The organism is Paenibacillus sp. IHBB 10380 (assembly GCF_000949425.1).
Classification (GTDB): Bacteria; Bacillota; Bacilli; order Paenibacillales; family Paenibacillaceae; genus Paenibacillus_AQ.
Genome location: NZ_CP010976.1, coordinates 4,075,280 through 4,093,690, shown reverse-complemented (window position 1 = coordinate 4,093,690; position 18,411 = coordinate 4,075,280). Strand labels below are relative to the sequence as shown.

Here is an 18,411-nt window from a genome sequence, read left to right as displayed (position 1 = left end):
AGATGAATTGGGTTATTAATTAATGATAGTAAAAACATTGTTATCAGGAGAGAGTGCCTATGAATACAAATAAAAATGAAAAGTTTAATGTTACAACGGAAACGACTGAAGGATCGTGTACTGTTTTTCTACAAGGAGAATTAGACTTATCTGTTGCTCCTGATTTTCGTTTAGTGATGGAGCCTCTCATTGGAAATTCTGATCTGAATCTAATTATTAACATGAAGAATTTAAAGTATATTGACAGCACAGGTATTGGGATTCTATTGTCTATTCTTAAAGCTAGACATGGGATGAATGCTCAATTTCTTGTACAGGATGTTCCAGCTCAAATTCAAAAGTTGTTTGATATGACGGGTATAGCGAAGTTCTTTGCATCCCAAGAGAATTCCTAATAGGAAAGGATCGAAAGCAAAATGAATTCTGAATTTCAGAAAGTTGTATTAACATTACCAGCAAGTGCTGATTATGTTGATGTTGTAAGATTGAACTTGTATGGAATTGCTTCCAAGATGGGCTTCTCATATGAAGAAATTGAAGATATGAAAGTTGCTGTTTCAGAAGCGTGTAATAACTCTGTGCTCTACGCATATAGTCAAGCGGACGGAACAGTAGAAGTCACTTTTGAAATACATGCTGATGTGTTATCCATCATTGTCAAAGATGAAGGGGAGAGCTTTGATAATGTAGATCCACAGAGTGGCCATGTAACGTTACACGATAAGGATCTTAGTGAAGTTCAAGTGGGTGGTCTTGGGTTTTATCTAATGCAGGCACTTATGGACGATGTCAGCGTAGAAAGTCTTGCGGGTAAAGGTACAGTTGTTGTACTTACAAAACGCATCATGAGAAGTGAGGAAATGGCATGAGTGAGAATGTGACTCCCCCCGAGTCCATGAGCGAGGCAGTAGGTCTAATCTGGGAATATCAGCAGACGAAAGATAATGAACTCGCAACCGTGCTGGTCCGCAGATATGAACCTATGGTTAAGATGGCGGCTGGAAAAATTGCCCGTAACCGCCCTGATTTATATGAAGATTTATTTCAAGTGGGACAGATGGCTTTAATTCGTTTGCTTCAGAAGTACGATATCACCTTGGGCATTCCCTTTGAGCCGTATGCTATGAAGAGTATGATTGGACATATGAAGAATTATCTACGGGATAAATCTTGGTATATTCAAGTTCCTCGACGAATAAAGGAAAAAGGTGCTTTAGTTCAGCGTGCTATTGATGAACTAAATGTCAGATTAGAGCGCTCCCCTAATGTTCAAGAAATTGCGGGATTTTTAGATCTGACGGTGGAAGAGACGGTGGAGATATTAGCCGGACGTGAATGTTATCATTATGTTTCATTGGATTCTCCACTTTCACAAGAAGAGTCAGGTGCTACTCTAGGTGAGTTAATTAGTTCTGATGTGAATGACTACGACTCTTTAGAGAAACATATGGATATACAACAGGCGCTTAGCCAGCTGAAGGAACAGGAACAAAAGGTATTACTGCTTGCATTCCAAGATGGCGAATCACAACGTTCTATTGCACAGAAACTAGGAGTTTCCCAAATGAGTGTATCGCGAATTCAGAAGAGAGCAACAGAGAAACTGAAAGAAATTATGTCTAATTTATCTTCTTTATAAAGGGACGAATGTATGAACCAACGTATGGTTATGATTGCACACACGCTGTTAAGGACACGCTGTTTTTCTCTTAGAGGAATACGAAGCGTGTCCTTTTTAATTCCAAATGAGATGATTACATATTATGGAGAGGAGCTTTGAGTGAATGGAGTATGAGGGGAACAGCAGGAGGCATCATAGCCGAATTTCTTTTTCTCAAAAGTGGAACTGGCATGATCTTGTAATTGAGAACTGGTCATCTGTAGAACTTGAACAGCTACGTAGAAATGTTCTTGGAACAGAAGAATGGCTTGATATCGTTCCTAAAGTGAAAGGTAGTTACATAAGTGTTCGCTTTCCTAATGGTGTAGACCCGGTGATTTTTGGTACGATGATGTATTCTGTAAATTCGACCATTGGTAAGGATCGAAGCTATCAGCAATATCATTATTTTATTAATCAAGATACGTTAATTACGATTAATATCGATGACGATACTTGGGGTGTTATGAACCAAGCAGATCGAATGATCATGTTCGAACAATGTGAGGATGCTAAAGATGGTTTATTCGTACTAACGAGGACTATCCTTCATTACTTACATCAAGGTATGGATCAATTTGAAATTAACTTACGTGAATTAGAGCGAATAATGGAAAAGAGCAATCGACGTAATTTAATGGATCAGATATTAACTGCTCGATTTGAATTATTGTATTGGAACAGTTTGTTCATTTCCTTTCAGGAATTAGTTATGGCTGCTCATGAGGCATTTCATGATGGGCTGGAAACCAGTAAGTTCTATCAACAGCTATATTACAGGGTAGAGAGGATAGATCGATTATTCAAACATTATAGCGATGAGATCGATACTTTAATTTCTATCGACGATGCAGTCTCTTCGTATAGAGGTAACGAGATTATGAAGACCTTGACTATTATCACGGCGGTTTTTATGCCAGCAACCGTGCTTGGGGCGATATGGGGAATGAATTTTGACATCATTCCTTTTATGGAAGCGCCTTGGGGTTTTATAGGTATGTGTCTTTTTATCTCACTCAGCACAGTTGGAATGTATATGTGGATGGTCAAGAAGGGTTGGACAGGTGATTTACTTCGTGGAAAATCACATGAGGATAATCATCTGTAAATGTATCCATTTTATAAATAGAAGAGGTGTAAGAATAGCATATTTATGGAATGCTACTCTTACACCTCTTCATAAATTTGAGTACAGCGTTTCATTTTTATTTGTAAGCATCAATGTAACTTTGCAAATCACTAAAGGGGTGTTCATCTTCATCTATTTCATAGCTTTTTGCTTTAGTTATTGAGTAGTTGCCTCTCTATCTGAGGTTTAACCGCTTGGATCTTCCGTAAGTTGGCACAAAAATAGCCAGCTATAAGAGCTGGCTATTTACGTGAACCCATCGTTTATTAAACCTTTGGATTCAGCTCTTTATTAATTTCCATAGAAACTTCCTTGGATTCATCCTTCACGTCTTTAGCAACATCAGCGGAAGCACTTTTAACACTATCTACGATATGGCTAGTACTTTCAGCTACAGTCGTAGCTATACCAGAAGTTTTGGTAGAAACATTTCTCGCAATTTCGGTAGCTTTGTCAGTAACAGCACAAGCCATTTCTTTTGTTTTGTCGGTAACCGTACCCGCAACTTCTTTCGTTTTATCTGTTACAAGTGCTAACTTGTCACTTAAGTCTTCACGTAACTCATTCCCAGGTTTAGGAGCGAACAAGAGGGCTGCTGCTGCACCTATTAAACCACCAATTAAGGCTCCTTTAAAGAAAGTACCACCACTACTTTGCACCGGCTGATCTTTTTCTGTTTGACTCATAATTACAACACTCCTTAAATTTTATTTGGATATATATAACTATAACCTATGTTTAGGTAGTACGTCTAAATATTCTACTAAGTAGACCGAGAAGAAAAACGAAGATCGCTGTACCTAATATGGCTGGAATAACTGCGAATCCACCGAGTTGAGGTCCGAAGTTTCCGAATAGAGAAGCTCCTATCCAAGCACCAACGAAACCGGCAATCATAGAACCGAGAATGCCACCTGGCATGTTATTACCTACTATTGCATCACCAATGAATCCAATAATGATTGCCATTACTATACTAATTAAGATACCCCACATATCATGTTACCTCCTTTTAAGCTTGTTAGAAGATTAGTGTTTCACTTGCTTACTTGATATTTAAACTACAGTGCAGGTTATGAAACAGTCTAGCTCTCCAGCATGGCACTTGAAAGGGGATAAATTTGGTTCTAACTATCTATAAATGATATCATCTTTGTACTATACTGAATAAGTTGTTGTGTGAATGTGAGATATGATACTTAAGAATTGAAGGAGAGAACACGCATCATGGAAACCAAACTCGTTGAAGAATACCGTGAAGGCGTTATGGAGTGCGCCCATAGTGGACATATAAGCATTGTAGATGAGCAAGGAAAGGTCATAGCTTCTGCTGGTGATCCTCACTTTGTAACCTTTACTAGATCATCAGCTAAGCCATTTCAAGCTATCCCCGCGATCCGAGGTGGCATAGTTGATTACTATAAGTTAAGCGACAAAGAAATTGCTATTATGACGGCTTCCCATATCGGAGAACCTTATCATATAGAAACTTTAGAGGGTATACTCGGTAAAGTTGGAGTTCAGGATTCACAGATGGTCTGTGCATCAAGTTACCCATTACATGAACAGAGTAAAGAAGACGTACTGCGTCATAATAGAAATAAAAGTAAATTATTCCATAATTGTGCAGGTAAACATTTAGGCTTACTTGCTTATAGTGCAATGAAGGGTTATCCATTAGATTCCTATGCGGAGGTCAATCACCCCTTACAACAGGAAATTATCGGTACCCTTGCTAACTTAGCTGCAATAGAACGGGAGGACATTTCAATTGGAGTAGATGGTTGTGGGTTGCCAGTGTTTGCGCTTCCCTTATCTGCATTAGCTACCGCGTATATGAAGCTAGCTTGTCCGGAACGTATTGAAGATGAGCCTACGCGGGAGGCAGCTCGCATCATTACACGTGCGATGAACTTGTATCCAGAGATGGTTGGTGGAACGGGCCGTGTGGATTCTCTAATATTACAAGATGATAACATTGTCGCAAAGGGAGGATTCAAAGGCGTCTATTGTTTCGGACTTAAGAAAGAAAAGATAGGTATCGCATTCAAAGTGTTAGATGGATCAGAAGAGGAATGGGCATTTATCGTTGAAAGTATTCTTGAACAGATTGGATATTCAGGAGCCAAGACCATCGAGCTACTGAAGCAACATTATATGAAGGATATTTATAATGATGGAGGTAAGAAAGTCGGGTACGCAAAAACGGTATTCCAATTAAATACTTAACGGTTGTGCATTCGTGGGACACCCATGCTTGGAGTGATTGAAGTTTTGAATGGAGGGGTAATTACTAAGTATCAAATTTGATTAACTTACCTTAACCATTAAAGCTGAAATTAATTTCTTTGTTCGTGCGGGCAAACTGAAGTTTGCTTCATGAAAAACATGGAGGTGGATGAACATGATTAAAGTCGTAACATCAGCAGAGCGTCACACTTCGGAGCGAGGATGGATTCATAGTGAATTTAGTTTTTCCTTTGCAGATTACGATGATCCAAGCAATGCACATTTCGGATGTTTGCTGGCACATAATGACAATCAACTGAATGCAACAGAAGGCTTCAAGAAGCATCCGCATCATGACTTGGAAATTGTAAGTTATGTTATCTCGGGGACATTGCTACATGAAGATGACTTGGGAAATAAGTATTTATTAGATGCGGGTACTGTACAGGTTATGAGTGCCGGGACAGGTGTGAATCATTCCGAGAGTAACCCGTCGATGACAGAGCCTGTACGATTTTTGCAAATGTGGTTTCTACCTACAAGTTCTAACCTACAATCGACATGGGAGCATCAAAGATTCCCGACAGAAATGAGAAGGAATCAACTTCAACCGGTTGTAGTGGGGCATGGTACTACATCAAGTGGAAGTCAAACACCCCTGCACATCCATCAAGATGTATCCATTTACTTACCCTATCTTGAGACAGGTAAAGAAATCATCTTTCCACAGAAGGAAGAGCGAAGAACCCACTTATTCCTTATCTCAGGTCACTTGGAAATCAGTTGTGATGATGGTACATTTCATTTAGAGCCTGGAGATGCAGCTCGAATTCATCATTCGTGTGATCTTCGTATCAAAGGTAGTAGTTGTGAAGGAATATCAGAATTTATTCTTATAGACCTACCCTAGACTAGAATCTTTGCACTACAAATAAAGCCTCCTGCTTACCCTTCGCTTATTGCAAGCGGGGAGGCAGGAGGCATTATATTGTTCTTATGCTTGGCGGCGTAATCGACCGAGTTCAGATACAAGTGCTTCAACTTCTGAAATACTCAAATTGTTATTGGTTCTTACTAGGTTATAAATATCTTGAATATCCTCATATTGGTCTACAGAAAATGCACTTGCTTGCATTGCTGCTCCACTAGCCATTCGTAACTTTGTCTTAATTTCTTCAATCATGAACTCAATATTCTCTGGAGTCTTATGACTTAAATCCATTATAATAAACATCCTCTCTACACAAAATTGCTTACTATATTGTAACATGCTTAGGAGACAATCCACCATTTTACTTAAAAATTTATCGAATGCGTTCTTAAATTTAGTTACTTCAGAGTACAATCATGATAAATAATAGAGTGGAAAGATTGATGTAAGGAGGATAAAGGAAAGACATGGGTGAGCGTGAAAAGATGAACGAGCAGCAATTAGCTGTATTTTTTGAACATATTTATGAGCAACATTCGTTACATACAATTACTTTTCTATGTATCGGTACAGATCGATCTACAGGGGATGCCCTCGGTCCACTTGTGGGCAGTCAATTGGTAGACTATGGAGTTCCAAATGTTGTGGGTACACTAGCTTTACCCTGTGATGCTTATAATCTGAAGGCACGTTTCGAGGAAATCCCCTCGGACCATATTGTGATTGCCATTGACGCTTGTCTGGGGCAAGCTGGGAGTGTAGGATCTTATCTTGTCTCACAACAGCCCCTTATTCCAGCAGAATCTGTGGGTATCTCATTGCCCCCTGTAGGACACTATAGTGTAGCTGCAGTAGTAAATATAAAGGGTCCTAAGCCATACTCGACATTGCAGATGACGTCTCTTTATCATGTTATGAAGATGGCAGAACAGATATCCTTATCGATTGCCAAGGGTTTTAAACTTATTAAATATATAGATTGAAAGATAGTTTACGCCCCTTCAAAAAAAGTTGTTGATTCATTAAGAGTAAGAGTTCGTCTTTAGTTTTTTTATATAATTAGCCTATTCGTGGTTCAAAAGGTTTTATTTAGATTAATAATATATATTCACTCACTCTATATATACCTTTAACATGTTCCATCGTTGTACATAATGAGAAAGATTGAACAGAAATTAATCGTTCAGTCTTCATACAAAGAAAGAAGGATATGATAATGGAAAAAGTAAACTGCGATGGAAATATCATCTGTTATGTAGAACAAGGACAGGGAGAGCCTATCGTGCTTTTGCACGGATATTGCGGAAGTTCTGAATACTGGGAAAAAGTAGCTCCGATATTGTCAGCTAAGTATCGGTGTATCATGCCAGATTTGCGTGGTCATGGACGTTCAGACGCTCCTATGGGTGCTTATACAATTGAACAAATGGCTGATGATCTCCTGAATTTATTAGATGAATTAAATATTCCCAAAGTCACACTTTTAGGTCATTCCCTAGGTGGATATATTACGTTATCTTTTGCTCAAAGATATGCCTCACGACTCGATGGTTTCTCGCTGATCCATTCAACAACCTACCCAGATAGTGATGAGGGGAAAGAGAAGCGTATGAATGCGGTCAGTACGATTCAAAATGAAGGGATTACAGCTTTTGTAGATAGCTTAGTTCCTAATCTTTTTGCTCCAGATCATGTACTGTCCAGTCCAGAGCTTGTGGAACGAGTGAAGGAGATTGGTTATAAGACACCGCCACAAGGAGCATCAGGCGTTGCGATGGCTATGCGAGAACGTCCAGATCGCAGAGATGTTCTATCTGCTACTGTGCTTCCGGTCCTTTTGGTCGCAGGTGAGCAAGATGGTGTGATAACGCCAGATAAGATATTCACTGTAGATCATCCGAATGTAACACAAGTGACAATTGCTGGTGCAGGGCATATGAGTATGTTAGAGACACCTGAAGAGTTAGCGGATATCATCATGTCCTACTTAGAGAAAGTGAAGTCTTAGTGTAAACTTAGACTTCCATATATATTAAAGTAGACCGGAAGCCCAATGCTTCCGGTTTTTTTGATGAGCGGATGACATAGATAAAATGAGCTAAAGACAAACCCTTATAGTTCATTATATAGATAACTGGATTTGCCTACGTGTATGACGTACAATCGAGAAGAATAAAAGGGTGGTATATGTAAATTAGTAAGCCATAGGAGGAATGAATATGTTTCGTAAAGATTACATTCTTCGGTTAGTAGAGGATATGACTCAAATGGTGGCTAAGGTATTCGTCCTTAGACAACAACGTAAATTTACAGAAGCCCTTTGGGAAATAGATGAATTATTAGGTAAGGATTTCAGATTGAACTCCCGCCTACTAAATTCACTTTCTAAGGAAGACCTCATAGACATGTTCCGGTTCAGAGATACTCTAGAGTCGGACAAAATGCAAGGTGTAGCTCGACTGTTAGAAGAGGAAGGAAAGATTTATACAGATATGGGCGAAAGTGATGAAGGATTGACTCGGTTCATGAAGTCATTACATTTGTTCTTATATGCGGATAACTATGGTGCAAATAGAGAATTATTTGATCTACATCATCAGATCGAGGGATTACTTGAACGGATTAAGGAGTATCGGTTACCCTCCGGGACCGATCAACTGTTATTTGTCTATTTAGATAAGCAAGGTAAGTATGCAGAGGCTGAGAATGTGCTGTACCGTCTTTTAGATCAAGGAGAAATAGATCCTATGGAGGGAGTCTCTTTCTATGAACGGTTAATGCAAGTAGATGATGATAAGTTGGAACAGGGTAGATTGCCTCGTGAAGAGGTAGTGGATGGCATGAAAGCAATGCAATTAAAGATGAATTAAGAAATTATTTGGATATATGCAATGGGTATGATAAGGTACCAAAGTAGATAATTTAAAGAATAGAAAGTGAGATGTACCCTCTTGGAATCATTACGCAGATTGTTACAGCAGATCGTTCAGGAATCTTCATTAATTACAGCAACTTTGAGCCAGCTTCGTAAGCGGGATGATGACTCTTACCATAAAGTGCAGATCAAGCCAGTGGAATTGAAAAAAGTGCTTTATTACCAATTTGCCTATCATTACAGCAATAAGGTTGTTCATAAGAATGTACCCGCGGAAGAAGCGGAAGGGATCATGTTAGAGCTTTTCGAACAAACGTTTCGCCAAGGTATGATATGCACACCGGAAGCTGATTATCAGATTCTAATTAGTAAGAAATATAAAGTGTCTATTCTTACGAAGTCTGCGTCAAAAAGTGAAGTAGATTTGGCCCATAACCGTAAAAAACAGTATGTACTTGAAGAAGGACAACCCATTCCTTTCTTAGTGGAGCTAGGGATTATGAATGATCAGGGTAAAGTACTTGCTCGTAAATACGATAAGTTCAAACAGATCAATCGTTTCTTAGAGATGGTGGAGGATGTACTTCCTAGTCTGCCAGAAGGACGCCCCCTTACCATTGTTGACTTTGGATGCGGCAAATCGTACCTAACGTTTGCGGTATATCACTATTTAGCAATACAGGAACGAAGAGAATTGAATATCGTTGGGTTGGATCTTAAGGCAGATGTCATAGAGCATTGTAACAACCTTGCACAGAAGCTAGACTACAGTAACTTGAAATTTCTTGTTGGGGATATCGCTGACTATGATGAATTGGAACAGGTGGATATGGTCATCACGCTTCATGCATGTGATACAGCTACAGATGCGGCATTGGAAAAAGCTGTTCGCTGGGATGCATCTGTTATTCTGTCCGTACCTTGCTGTCAGCATGAATTGTTCAATCAAGTCCAGAATCCTGTTCTGAACCCGCTCTTATCGCACGGTATATTGAAAGAACGTTTTGCTTCGCTGGCTACAGATGGCGTCCGAGCTAAATTGTTAGATCTTATGGGGTATCGTACTCAGCTTCTAGAATTTATCGATATGGAACATACGCCTAAGAACATATTGATTCGTGCGGTCAAAGGTGACAGTGGGGATCGTGAACAATTGTGGAAAGAGTACACAGAGTTTCGAGATTTCTTGAAAATTTCACCGTACTTAGAGCGAGTATGTGCAGATTTATTACCTTCTGATAAATGATATAAATTCATGTTGAATTAATATCTCTAAAGATTGAACTAAAGTAGAAGGGGTTGTTTACTTACGCAATTAGCGTGAAGATAAACTTCAACCCCATCGACCTTAGTTCTTTTTTGCATAGGAAAGAGGATGTATCTTAGGTTAAATGGTGGTTATTTAGGGTCATAATGATGGGAGGAATGGCTGAAAGGGAATGATGCTATGAATAGCTGGAGATTAAATCTGTCCTATATTGCTGTTATAATCGTTGGCGTTGCGTGTTGTCTCCAAACAGGTGTCTTCTTTGCTGTAGATTTATATCCGATTCTACTCTGCTTGAGTATTGTGTGTTTTATTATAGTCGTTCCGATATTGAATAAGAGAAATAGGGGGCAGTGGCATGTTCCTAACCTGTTAATGAAGGTGATTCTAATATGTCCATTTGTCATAATGGGATTGTATCTATTTCACGTATTTATGGGCCCCCTTTCACTGCAAGGTACTGTAGTTGAATTCATGAAGTGGGGTTTGTATAGTCATTTCGCGATTCTCGCCTATAGTATTGGGTGCATAGACAAGGGGAAGATTGTTCTTCGAGTAGGGTGGCATATGATGGGGGCATTGCTAACCTCGTCAGCATTATTAACGGTGTATGGAGTCATAGATATCCCATTTAGTATTATTCATACAGATAATTTAGGAATTAGTGCAACGGGAGCTAGATTAGCTGGTCTGCTGCAATATCCTAACACATTTGCAGCTATTATGGCCGCTTTCCTTCTGGAGCGGCTATTTGCGCTAGCGCCGCTCGTACAGCGGCACCCATCTGCCCGCAGCGTGCTGCTTGGCATCATGCCGCTGCTGCCTTACACCGCCGCGCTGCTCCTCAGTGAGTCGCGCGGGGCTTGGCTCGCGGCCGGCTTCGCCGCGGCCGCTGGCTTAGTGCTAGAGCGGCGGAGGCTCACGCCGCCGCTCCTTCTTGCCGCTGCGCCGGTGGCTTGCGCGGCTGTGCTCTACCGCCAGCTGACGGACGTTCAGCTGGCTCCACCACTTGGGCCCGGCCTGATGTGGCTGGCCGGGCTGTGGGCAGGCAGTGTACTCGCCGGCCTAGGGTTATGGCGGCTATGGCAGAGCCGCCACTCCCTTGTGAGCGCCCACGCCATTACATCTCTCATCATCGGTGCAGCACTATGGACGATAGGAGTGCTCGCCGTCTGGACGACCGTGCAGGAGCGACTGACCGCGAATTTTGGCACGGTTTCAGCACGTGGAATCATCTATCGTGATGCATGGAGACTAGTGCAGCAGTCCCCATGGATTGGACAGGGAGGATACACTTGGCGATGGTCATACCCAGCCATTCAATCGCAGCCGTATGTAGGAAGTGAAGTGCACAACGGATATTTAGATATGCTACTTAATACAGGACTGTTAGGGATAATCATCGTGATGATTTTACTACTGGCAATAGGGACGACGCTGTTGAAGAACAACCGAGTATTACTTCCTTCATACTTGGTTTTGGTCCTACACAGTGCCGTGGATTTCGATTGGAGTTATAGTCTCAGCTGGATATTGTTATTTTGGTTAATGGCATGGGGAGTGGCAGCCCGTGCTATGTCAGATGATTACTCAGAACCTAACGTAGAACCTATAGTATACCGACACCCTCGATCAAGAATAATTCCGGTTGCTATGATTGGTTTATGGTTAGTTACAACAGTGGGATTGACTACTTTAGCATTACGAGGGGAAATGGGCGCTAGATTATATAGACAAGCTTCACATACTATCCATAAGTCGTCCTCTCAGGCTTTGCTTCGTGCTTCATTACAATGGAACCCTGCGAATGTAGAGACAGCACTCGCTTTGGTTCAACGAGCTTCAACGGAGCAAGAGAGGATACAAGTACTTAGGAATAGTCTGATTTATGCTCCTAATCATCCACGGTTAGTATGGGAGATGTCCAAGGCGTATGGAGCCGTGGGACACATTAATTTATATATAGAATGGCTGAATAAGGGGTTATCCTTAGATCCATATAATGTGAATAAATGGAGCCAGAGTTTGGAGACGATATACCAGTTATCCCAAACTCAACGTCATGAAGGTAATATCTATGAATCACGACTCTTGGCAGAGACAGGCACGGAAATGTATCTGAAATATCAGGAGCTGTTAGAAGAGGCTAATCAACATGAGGGGTACCGCAATGATCGAGATTTCAAGCTTACGGATGCAGCGACAAATTGGGGGAATAAGTTGGCAATGCTTGCTCAGACTCAATGAGGCCCATAATTTCATGTCTGGAGATTTCATGAGAAGTATCATATATAACTTCGTCCGTATGATTTGTTCTGAGCTTCTTCGGAGTATCCTCTCTACACGTATTCCAGAATCGGCCCCAAAGTGTGCCATGGATGCTCCATCCTCCCCTTGACCACACCAAAGCCCCTCCACCCCTACGTTTAAGTGCGAGTTCAAAAAGCCGACTATTCAGCACCATAGCTGACTTTATGAACAACCTCTTAAAGTAGTTGTGAGAGGGTTAATCTGTGTACATGAACCTATCCTCCGAAGCCGTCACGGAATGCATGGTTTAGCTTATCTTGATCTATTTCCCATAGCGTGGCTAGCTCTTCGCTTACTTCACGCTCCCACCATTGGCATAACAATTTTCGGTTGCTGTGGTTCTCATGAATCCAGATTAGATTCCCAATGACCTTATGGTAATACAATTGTTCACCTTGTTTGAGTAAGTTGTCAGAGATGTGTATTTTCATTCGTTTGATTGCACGATATAGTTCTTTTTTACATGCTCTACGAATACCCCGTGGGGTAGGGAGTGTTGCATCTTTAGCTTTGGGAATGGGGGCCACTGATCTCACTCCTTTTTTATAATTTATGCAGTAGCTTAGACGAAAGACACCTCTGACTCAGCAATTGGGCAAGTAGAAGTTATGTCTTACCGTATGCTAGAATAGAATATAGATGGTATAGGAGCTAGACTTAAACGAGCGTAAACGCGTAGACCTTAGCTCAATTTGGACAATATATCAGAATACATTGAGAAAAGAGGGCCAGAGTGGAGTTCATTACGGAGATTGTTAGTCAACTATTTCACTGGGTGCAAAGTTTAGGTTATTTCGGGATCATGTTTGGACTAATGTTGGAAGTCATACCTAGTGAAATCGTACTTGCCTATGGTGGATATCTTGTATCAACCGAAAGAATCAACTTTTGGGGAGCTGTATTATTTGGAACCATTGGTGGGGTCATAGCGCAGTTATTTGTTTATTGGATTGGCCGTTATGGCGGTCGACCTGTACTTGAGAAGTATGGAAAATATATCTTCATTCATAAGAAACAGATCGATGCCTCAGAGGAATGGTTTAAAAAATATGGTACAGGTGTTATCTTTACGGCACGATTTATACCAATAGTACGACATGCTATATCTATTCCTGCAGGAATATCTAAAATGAATTTAGGGAAATTCACTTTATTAACGACGTTGGCTGTTATTCCATGGTCTATCCTATTCGTTTATCTTGGAACTGTATTAGGTGATAAATGGGAGACTATTGATGAGGAAGCCGCACCTTATATTATGCCTATTCTTTTAATTGCACTTGCTTTATTAATTGTGTATGTTCTTGTGAAGTGGACCCAATCCAGACGTAAGAGAGGAGCATAATCATGAGTATTAATTTAGCTAATAAATTTAACACAGGCATCTCACCTAAGAGTTTTATGGAGGGGATGCAACGTAACCAGGAGGCATTTCAGGCTAATTATGATGAGTTTTCTTGGGAGAATGATCAAGATCGTGAGTTTTTTGAAAGTCTGAATCATCGTGATGATCTTCGTGTGCTTTTTCTTGCGGCAGAGTGGTGTGGAGATGTCGTCCAGAATGCACCTGTTATATTTCATGCTCTAGAGACAGCAGGTATCCCTACCGAAATATTAATCCTTGAAGAAAACTTTGATGTTATGGATCAATTTCTGACAATGGGTGGAAGATCCGTACCCGTTGTTATCTTTCTAGATACCGGGGGTCATGTACTAGGTCAATGGGGACCTCGACCTAAGCATGTACAACAGTTCATGATTGATTTCAAGAAAGATAATTCAGATCGTGAAGCTCCGGACTATGCTGACAAAATGACTGTAGTTCGTTCTCAAATGAAGGAAGCCTATGGGGAAGGAGCCGATGTTCGTGCAGCGATTCTTAAAGAACTGCGCGAATTAATATCGGGACTCTAATTATATATGTTAACAATAGAAAGCTTTTGCTTAGGCCCATTGCAGACTAACGCTTATTTACTCAGGAATGAAGAGGGGAAAGGGATCATTATTGACCCTGGAATGAACCCCGGAGCATTAATCACTAGAATGAATAATCTAAATCTAGAAATTGAAGCCATCGTGCTTACTCATGCCCATTTCGATCATATGGGAGGAGTAGACGAGATTCGCAAGCTCAAAGGATGTCCAGTTTATCTACATGCCTTGGAGAGTGAATGGTTAACCTCATCGAAGTTGAACGGATCGTTAAATTGGCCACAGGTGACTGAACCCCTCTCTACTGATGTTGCAGAGTATGACCTAGCAGAAGGTCAGCAACTAGAATTAATTGGGCATCGTTTCGATGTATACCATACACCGGGTCATTCACCAGGAAGTGTAAGCTTACTCTGTGGCAATGATCTTTTCGCTGGAGATGTACTGTTTCGATTAGGTGTGGGTAGGACAGATCTTTATGGCGGACGAGAACGAGATCTAATGGACTCCATTCACAATAAATTATTTAAGCTAAATGACGAAGTGAAGGTCTATCCGGGACACGGTTCTCGTACTACAATTGGCTATGAGCGCTCTAACAATCCATATGTTTAATACGAAGATTACCCAACATCAATGGATAACGACAGCAGTCGGCAAATTCCACCTGTACAAGACCCGTGAATATTGATACAATTGTAGTTAATAAATGTAGCTTTACCCAACAAAAGCACGCAAGCTGAGGATGAATCCCGGTTTGCGTGTTTTATTTTGTTGTGGATTTTTTTTTTGAAAACAGAAATGAACGAAATGTTCAACCTATTCGTATTATACCTGTCGCTGATGGAAGAGGGTGTGGAAAATGAGGACAGAGGAACGGAATCAAATTAAACTCGCACAGCAAGGAAATGCTGAAGTTCTAGCAGAGCTGATACATGAACACTACTCCTTTTTATATAAATACTTAGTCAAAGTCACAATGGATCCCATTATGGCTGAGGATCTGGCTCAAGACACAATACTCCGTTGTATCGAGAAGATAAGTCTTTATGATGGTTCTTCCTCATTCTCTTCTTGGTTGATGACGATAGGTACTCGTATATATATGGATCAAATGCGACGTAAAAAGAGAGAGAAGAATTGGCTCTTTAAGGAACAAGGAATCCGCCGAATTCGGTGGCAGTTTGAGAGTAGGAACGAAGAATGGAGCGACGTACTGGAATCTTTAGCAGGATTATCTAGGGAGCATCGGGTATCCGTTCTACTTAAGCATTATTATGGCTATACCTACGAGGAGATTGGCGATATGCTCGCTATTCCCTCAGGAACCGTTAAATCAAGAGTTGCCAAAGGTGTTCGTCAATTAAGAGAGGAGATGAGATAACTATGGGTTGGAATGATGAGAAAGGAACAGAGGAAGAGACGTTTCTAATCGAATTACGTCAAAGTTTAGACAGAATGGATCATATACTGGACCCTTCTTCAATACCATCCAAAGAACATTTGAAAGATCACATTAATGAACGCTGGAAAAGGCGCCGAAAGTTCATGATGGTAGAGTTGTTATTGTTCTGGTTAGTCTCCTTATTTGTAGTTGGCAGTGGAACGTTATTAGTATACTCGGCACCTTGGAGTCTTTGGGTTATTCAAGGGGGAAGTTTTATTGTAGCATTTGCTATCGTTATACACTTTGCCATTCAGCGGAGAAAAGAGGGAATAGGATGACAGAGCTTAAGGAGATTCCCTTATGGATCATCGTACCTCTTGTACTGGTTCTTCTTCTTCAAGGAACATGGATGTTTCTTGATGCTGGCAAACGGGGGAAATGGCGCTGGTTATGGGGGTTATGGGGCTTGACTAATATACCTACACCCCTCTTGATATACCTCTTTTTCGTTCGACTTCCTGATGAGCGTAAGAAATCCCATGCAAGAAAGGATGAATAATATGGAATTGCTTGCTTATTGGCCATTGATTCTGCCGATCTTTGTTCTCCAGTTTGTGCTTGCCGTGATCGGTTTAATCTCTTTATCCAGAGCAGAAGAGGTTCGCGGTCCTAAGTGGATGTGGGTTTTTATTATTGTATTGCTGAATATGTTTGGAAGTATCCTCTACTTTGTTGTTGGAAGGAAAGATGTGTAATGGGTTTACTAAGAGTAACAGAACTGACCAAAAATTTCGGTAAAGAAAATGCAGTTAGAGGGTTAACATTTCAATTGGAACAAGGGAGATGTGTGGCTCTACTTGGACCAAATGGTGCAGGTAAAACAACGACATTACGTATGCTTGCAGGACTTCTTCAACCTTCCTCAGGGGATATAACTTTTGGTGAGCGTAAGGGGCTTGCGGATTACCGTATGTCACTTGGATATTTGCCTCAGCATCCTACATTTTATGGCTGGATGTCAGGGCGAGAATATATTCGTTTTGCGGCTGAACTTAGTGGAATGGAACGCAAGGAAGCAGCCATCCGTTCTGAAGCCGTACTGGAGAGGGTAGGTTTACAAGATGCAGCTAAACGTCGGATATCTGGATATTCCGGAGGGATGAAACAACGCCTTGGACTTGCGCAGGCCCTTGTTCACGAGCCGAGACTATTGTTACTGGATGAGCCCGTATCTGCTCTCGATCCCATTGGACGTAGAGAAGTGATTAACCTTCTTCGTCAAATAAAGGAAGAAACAACCGTTCTTTTCTCAACACATGTTTTACATGATGCAGAGGAAATTTGTGATGATTTCCTCGTGATGACGAAGGGGCACTTAGCTGAGGAGGGATCTCTTACATCTTTAAGAGAGAAATATCGTCAGCCCCTTGTGATTGTACAAGTGGAGCGGGAACGCGATGCATTGTTATGGCTTGATTCTTTAAAGAGCAAACCTTTTGTGAATCAGGTAGATATGAAAGGAGACATTGCAGAATTAACGGTTCATGACTTGCGGTCTGCAAGAGATTGGCTAATGAAAGATGCTGCAGAGAATCACATCCCTCTAGTGAAATTCGAAGTAGGGAGCTCTTCCTTAGAAGATATGTTTGTGAAAGTGGTGAGTGAGCAATGAGAGGTACATGGATATTTTATCGAAAAGAAATGCTAGAAATGTCTCGCAGCTTTAAACTGCTCTGGATACCTGTTGTCTTTGCAATATTAGGGATCATGCAACCGATCATCAGCGTTTTTATGCCAGATATATTGCAGATGTCGGGGGGAGTCCCACCTGAGATGCTCTCATTTTATGAGATCCCAACGTCGTCAGTGGTTATGGTTCAAGTATTGAGTCAATATAGCACAATGGGCATTCTAGTCCTCGTACTTGCAGGTATGAATAGTGTATCTGGAGAACGTTACGGGGGTACTGCGGAATTAATCATGGTAAGGCCTATTTCGTCGGTTTCTATCATTATTGCCAAATGGTTTGCTCAATGTACACAGCTACTCCTTGCCTTTGGTATTGGATATATAGCAGCATTCTTTTACACCTATCAAATGATAGGATCATTATCTTGGAAGAGTGCTGTAGCATCATTTGGATTGTTTGGTCTTTGGCTTATGCTAGGGATCACGTTTACGCTTCTATTCAGTACCGTTCTACGAGGAGCTCCTGCGGCCTTCGTGACTTTAACTATTCTAGGCCTCTTTTCTCTCTTACATGGAATCCTTCCTACTTGGTTTACCTGGAGTCCAGCGCGTCTCACATCCCTTGCTGCAGAGGCATTGATTGGGAATGGGCTTCCCGTTTCTACAGTTGTTGTATGCTGTTTGATCACAGTAGGTATCATTATTCTTTCGCTTCTCAGTGCGTCTCATCTACTCCAAAGGCGCGAGCTACCTACTAGCAACTGATTCCTCTTCATAGCTTACCGTAGACACCACTATCTTTTTTTAGTAGACTATAAATTATCTTATAGAGGTTGTTCAAAAAGTCATCCATTGATCACGAAGTAATGCTAGAAGAATATTCGGCATCGAATCTGAGTTCAACCCTCGAAGTCCGTTGCTCATGTAGGTTTGCTAGCGTATGCTTACGAAGTTGTTTTCTTAGAAAACGTGTAACTCCGCTACTCCTTCTTCGGTCTGAGC

Annotated in this window: 24 protein-coding genes; 20 read left to right on the top strand and 4 right to left on the bottom strand. The window is 41.1% G+C overall.

From position 1 onward, the window contains the following. Positions 1–59: 59 nt before the first annotated feature. The 4 genes from UB51_RS18615 to UB51_RS18600 all read left to right on the top strand — a co-directional run bounded on the left by UB51_RS18615 (position 60) and on the right by UB51_RS18600 (position 2,768). The gene (locus tag UB51_RS18615) at positions 60–395 is read left to right on the top strand and encodes an STAS domain-containing protein (RefSeq protein ID WP_044878579.1); all 336 of its coding nucleotides are present in this window, start codon (positions 60–62) and stop codon (positions 393–395) included. 21 nt (positions 396–416) lie between these two features. Continuing rightward, a complete protein-coding gene (gene rsbW / locus UB51_RS18610) occupies positions 417–869 on the top strand; it encodes an anti-sigma B factor RsbW (RefSeq protein WP_044878578.1) in 453 nt (150 codons plus the stop codon). Continuing rightward, positions 866–1,639, top strand: coding sequence for a sigma-70 family RNA polymerase sigma factor (locus UB51_RS18605; RefSeq protein WP_044878577.1), 774 nt, complete (start codon positions 866–868; stop codon positions 1,637–1,639). Before rsbW ends, UB51_RS18605 begins: the two co-directional genes overlap by 4 nt. 145 nt (positions 1,640–1,784) lie before the next feature. Beyond that, entirely contained in the window at positions 1,785–2,768 is a 984-nt protein-coding gene (locus UB51_RS18600) for a magnesium transporter CorA family protein (RefSeq protein WP_044878576.1), read from the top strand. 287 nt (positions 2,769–3,055) lie between these two features. On the opposite strand, the gene UB51_RS18595 is transcribed toward UB51_RS18600, so the two are convergent. Both UB51_RS18595 and UB51_RS18590 read right to left on the bottom strand, forming a co-directional pair. Beyond that, a complete protein-coding gene (locus tag UB51_RS18595) occupies positions 3,056–3,475 on the bottom strand; it encodes a YtxH domain-containing protein (protein ID WP_044878575.1) in 420 nt (139 codons plus the stop codon). Positions 3,476–3,527: 52 nt separating this feature from the next. Continuing rightward, the gene (locus UB51_RS18590) at positions 3,528–3,785 is read right to left on the bottom strand and encodes a GlsB/YeaQ/YmgE family stress response membrane protein (protein ID WP_044878574.1); all 258 of its coding nucleotides are present in this window, start codon (positions 3,783–3,785) and stop codon (positions 3,528–3,530) included. 231 nt (positions 3,786–4,016) lie between these two features. On the opposite strand from UB51_RS18590, the gene UB51_RS18585 reads away from it, so the two are divergent. Beyond that, positions 4,017–5,018 carry an asparaginase gene (locus tag UB51_RS18585; protein ID WP_044878573.1) on the top strand — a complete coding sequence of 334 codons (1,002 nt, stop codon included), beginning with the start codon at positions 4,017–4,019 and terminating at the stop codon, positions 5,016–5,018. Between the two features lie 175 nt (positions 5,019–5,193). Continuing rightward, the gene (locus UB51_RS18580; protein WP_044878572.1) at positions 5,194–5,928 is read left to right on the top strand and encodes a pirin family protein; all 735 of its coding nucleotides are present in this window, start codon (positions 5,194–5,196) and stop codon (positions 5,926–5,928) included. A gap of 84 nt (positions 5,929–6,012) precedes the next feature. On the opposite strand, the gene UB51_RS18575 is transcribed toward UB51_RS18580, so the two are convergent. Beyond that, positions 6,013–6,240 carry a DUF1128 domain-containing protein gene (locus tag UB51_RS18575; RefSeq protein WP_044878571.1) on the bottom strand — a complete coding sequence of 76 codons (228 nt, stop codon included), beginning with the start codon at positions 6,238–6,240 and terminating at the stop codon, positions 6,013–6,015. 176 nt (positions 6,241–6,416) lie between these two features. Here UB51_RS18575 and yyaC point away from each other — a divergent pair, with 176 nt between their 5' ends. From yyaC to UB51_RS18550, 5 genes are all read left to right on the top strand, one after another. After that, on the top strand, positions 6,417–6,932 hold the full coding sequence (gene yyaC, locus UB51_RS18570; protein WP_044878570.1) for a spore protease YyaC: 516 nt from the start codon (positions 6,417–6,419) through the stop codon (positions 6,930–6,932). A 233-nt stretch (positions 6,933–7,165) separates the two neighbouring features. Next, a complete protein-coding gene (locus tag UB51_RS18565; protein ID WP_044878569.1) occupies positions 7,166–7,957 on the top strand; it encodes an alpha/beta fold hydrolase in 792 nt (263 codons plus the stop codon). Between the two features lie 211 nt (positions 7,958–8,168). Further along, positions 8,169–8,819 (top strand): DUF6483 family protein, encoded by a 651-nt coding sequence (locus UB51_RS18560; protein WP_044878568.1) that lies wholly within the window; start codon positions 8,169–8,171, stop codon positions 8,817–8,819. Positions 8,820–8,900: 81 nt separating this feature from the next. Beyond that, positions 8,901–10,070 (top strand): class I SAM-dependent methyltransferase, encoded by a 1,170-nt coding sequence (locus UB51_RS18555; RefSeq protein ID WP_044878567.1) that lies wholly within the window; start codon positions 8,901–8,903, stop codon positions 10,068–10,070. 201 nt (positions 10,071–10,271) lie between these two features. Continuing rightward, complete coding sequence (locus UB51_RS18550; protein WP_044878566.1) at positions 10,272–12,338, top strand: O-antigen ligase family protein; 2,067 nt, start codon at positions 10,272–10,274, stop codon at positions 12,336–12,338. 278 nt (positions 12,339–12,616) lie between these two features. Here the strand turns inward: UB51_RS18550 and UB51_RS18545 are convergent, their stop codons facing one another. Next, positions 12,617–12,928: a hypothetical protein gene (locus tag UB51_RS18545; protein ID WP_044878565.1), complete on the bottom strand. Its 312-nt coding sequence runs from the start codon at positions 12,926–12,928 to the stop codon at positions 12,617–12,619. Positions 12,929–13,134: 206 nt separating this feature from the next. Between UB51_RS18545 and UB51_RS18540 the strand changes: the two genes are divergently transcribed. The 9 genes from UB51_RS18540 (at position 13,135) to UB51_RS18500 (ending at position 18,174) form a co-directional block, all read left to right on the top strand. Beyond that, positions 13,135–13,746, top strand: coding sequence for an undecaprenyl phosphate transporter UptA (locus UB51_RS18540; protein ID WP_044878564.1), 612 nt, complete (start codon positions 13,135–13,137; stop codon positions 13,744–13,746). A gap of 2 nt (positions 13,747–13,748) precedes the next feature. Next, positions 13,749–14,315 carry a thioredoxin family protein gene (locus UB51_RS18535; RefSeq protein ID WP_044878563.1) on the top strand — a complete coding sequence of 189 codons (567 nt, stop codon included), beginning with the start codon at positions 13,749–13,751 and terminating at the stop codon, positions 14,313–14,315. Between the two features lie 6 nt (positions 14,316–14,321). Beyond that, a complete protein-coding gene (locus UB51_RS18530; protein WP_044878562.1) occupies positions 14,322–14,948 on the top strand; it encodes an MBL fold metallo-hydrolase in 627 nt (208 codons plus the stop codon). Positions 14,949–15,195: 247 nt separating this feature from the next. Next, on the top strand, positions 15,196–15,717 hold the full coding sequence (sigY, locus tag UB51_RS18525; RefSeq protein WP_044878561.1) for an RNA polymerase sigma factor SigY: 522 nt from the start codon (positions 15,196–15,198) through the stop codon (positions 15,715–15,717). 2 nt (positions 15,718–15,719) lie between these two features. Next, positions 15,720–16,058 carry a YxlC family protein gene (locus UB51_RS18520; RefSeq protein ID WP_044878560.1) on the top strand — a complete coding sequence of 113 codons (339 nt, stop codon included), beginning with the start codon at positions 15,720–15,722 and terminating at the stop codon, positions 16,056–16,058. Continuing rightward, complete coding sequence (locus UB51_RS18515; protein WP_044878559.1) at positions 16,055–16,279, top strand: hypothetical protein; 225 nt, start codon at positions 16,055–16,057, stop codon at positions 16,277–16,279. The genes UB51_RS18520 and UB51_RS18515 overlap by 4 nt, the downstream gene beginning before the upstream one ends. Position 16,280: 1 nt before the next feature. After that, the gene (locus UB51_RS18510; RefSeq protein WP_044878558.1) at positions 16,281–16,475 is read left to right on the top strand and encodes a PLDc N-terminal domain-containing protein; all 195 of its coding nucleotides are present in this window, start codon (positions 16,281–16,283) and stop codon (positions 16,473–16,475) included. Continuing rightward, positions 16,475–17,392: an ABC transporter ATP-binding protein gene (locus UB51_RS18505; protein WP_044878557.1), complete on the top strand. Its 918-nt coding sequence runs from the start codon at positions 16,475–16,477 to the stop codon at positions 17,390–17,392. Before UB51_RS18510 ends, UB51_RS18505 begins: the two co-directional genes overlap by 1 nt. Next, complete coding sequence (locus UB51_RS18500) at positions 17,389–18,174, top strand: ABC transporter permease (RefSeq protein WP_044878556.1); 786 nt, start codon at positions 17,389–17,391, stop codon at positions 18,172–18,174. Before UB51_RS18505 ends, UB51_RS18500 begins: the two co-directional genes overlap by 4 nt. Positions 18,175–18,411: the final 237 nt, after the last annotated feature.